Source organism: Actinoplanes sp. ATCC 53533 (assembly GCF_003947245.1).
The window spans coordinates 1-1,689 of record NZ_QHHV01000436.1 but is presented as its reverse complement, the minus strand read 5'-3'; the positions used below and the strand labels follow the sequence as shown (position 1 = coordinate 1,689).

Here is a 1,689-nt window from a genome sequence, read left to right as displayed (position 1 = left end):
TCCTGAGCGAAGAAGGCCGCCGCTTTTTTCAGGAACTCGTTCTGCAGCCGCAACTCCCGGTTCTCACGTTCGAGTTCCTTCAACCGCGCCCGATCCGGCAAAGCCAGGGGCTGTTCTTCCACAGGGTGACTCTTCCTATACGCGCTGACCCAATTACCGAGAGTGCCGTCCAACAAGCCGAGTTCCCGCGCGACGACCGCGATCGGACGTGACGTCTCGATCACCATCTTCACCGCCTCATCGCGGTACTCCTGCGAGTAGGACCGTTTCTGCCGCGCCATGCCCATCTCCATCCCAGACCGAGATCATATTAGATCCCCTGTCCGGAAACTTCGTGGCAGCTCAGTGACGCGGGCATGGCTCACTTCGGACAGATCAACAAGGCCTCGAGAAACCTCGATGATCTTCTGAACCGGTCATGCCCGCCCTGCTGCCACCAGCAAGGGCGCGTCTCCACCAATCACCCCAAGCCGGACACACCCACGACTTTGCCGGGGCCCTGGGCCACCGACCCGGTCCAGCTTGTCCGACGGCGTGGCCCGTACCAGCGCGCGAACTCGCGGTGCAGCCGGGCCGCGCACAGCTCGAACCACAGCCGGGCCGCCCGGACCGCACGCTCGCGGTCCGGGCCGACCGGCAGGGTCAGCATGACAACACATCGCTGTCGATGGCCGTGCGTCGCCATACTCACTCCTCGATCACCGGTATTCATCAGCCCGCGAGAACATAGTCCGCCCTGGAGCCGAGCCGCGCCGCTCCACTCGCCACCGAACTACCCCCGATCAGCCACCAGCCGCCGAAGGCGACAGCCAAGCCGATCCCGCCGGCGATCGCCCAGCCGCTGACCGGATCGTCCTTGACGCCGACGGTGTCCTGCGCCTTACCCGGTGACGATCGGTCTCCAGTTGGGAGTCGGTCACCGCGTCGAAGGCTTCCTCGGTGTTGCGCCGCAGTTGGTGCCCGGCCGGAACCTTCTTACTTGTAGTCGTCCGTACGGTAGTACTCGATGCCGTTGTGCTCGGGCGTGTCCGGATCCGAGTACACGGTGACCACCTGGTTCAGCTTCTGATTGTTGACGCCGGCACTGGGTGTGGGGAACTTGCGACCGGCCACCACGGGAATCGGCGCACCGTCCTGCCGCCCGCGGAGGACATCGTTCGACGCCCAGGCTATGCCCCGGTCCCTACTGGTCACTGCGGTGGAAGTCCTTTGATTCTCCGCTTTGATCTCCCAGACTCAGACCTGCCGCACGGCACCCTTGCTCGCAATCGCCGCGCAGTTCCAGCAGACCAGGTCGGCGCCGGGCGCGTTGCCCAGGCTCACGCTGATCCAGGCTCCCTTGTACAGGCGCTGCAAATCCAGGACACGCAGCGCGATCGCGGTGTCGTGGGCAGACGTGCTGCCACCGCCGTTCGTGCTCGGGCCGAGCTCGCGGGTCAAACTCAAGGACGCGGTAGCGTTGCCACCGGTCGGCGGCCGGTTCTTCGACGTGCTGGGCGTGCCGCAGGTGCCGCCCGGCCCGGGCGTGCAGCCTGGTTCGTCAGGGTCCATCCGCGTGCCAGTCGGGTCGGCGAAGGTGACCGGGCTGCTGTTGGAGTACGAGTAACCGTTCCACTGCTGCGGATCCGTCATGTCCTGAATCGGGTCCACCGAGATGAACCGGCCGATCCCCGCGTCGTACTCCCGGGC

At 65.6% G+C, this 1,689-nt stretch carries 4 protein-coding genes; all 4 read right to left on the bottom strand.

Translation table 11 applies throughout. From position 1 onward, the window contains the following. On the bottom strand, nucleotides 1-281 hold a 281-nt coding region (locus DMB66_RS58780), incomplete at its 3' end, for a transposase (protein WP_158647727.1). A gap of 179 nt (nucleotides 282-460) precedes the next feature. Further along, nucleotides 461-649 carry a hypothetical protein gene (locus tag DMB66_RS58775; protein ID WP_125812585.1) on the bottom strand — a complete coding sequence of 63 codons (189 nt, stop codon included), beginning with the start codon at nucleotides 647-649 and terminating at the stop codon, nucleotides 461-463. Between the two features lie 326 nt (nucleotides 650-975). Next, nucleotides 976-1,194, bottom strand: a complete 219-nt coding sequence (locus DMB66_RS58770) for a hypothetical protein (RefSeq protein WP_125812584.1) — start codon at nucleotides 1,192-1,194, stop codon at nucleotides 976-978. A gap of 42 nt (nucleotides 1,195-1,236) precedes the next feature. Beyond that, on the bottom strand, nucleotides 1,237-1,689 hold a 453-nt coding region (locus DMB66_RS58765), incomplete at its 5' end, for an RHS repeat-associated core domain-containing protein (RefSeq protein ID WP_148112937.1).

Excerpts from the sequence above, each read along its gene's own strand:
- DMB66_RS58775 (WP_125812585.1), bottom strand. The coding sequence starts at position 649 with ATGCTGACCCTGCCGGTCGGCCCGGACCGCGAGCGTGCGGTCCGGGCG.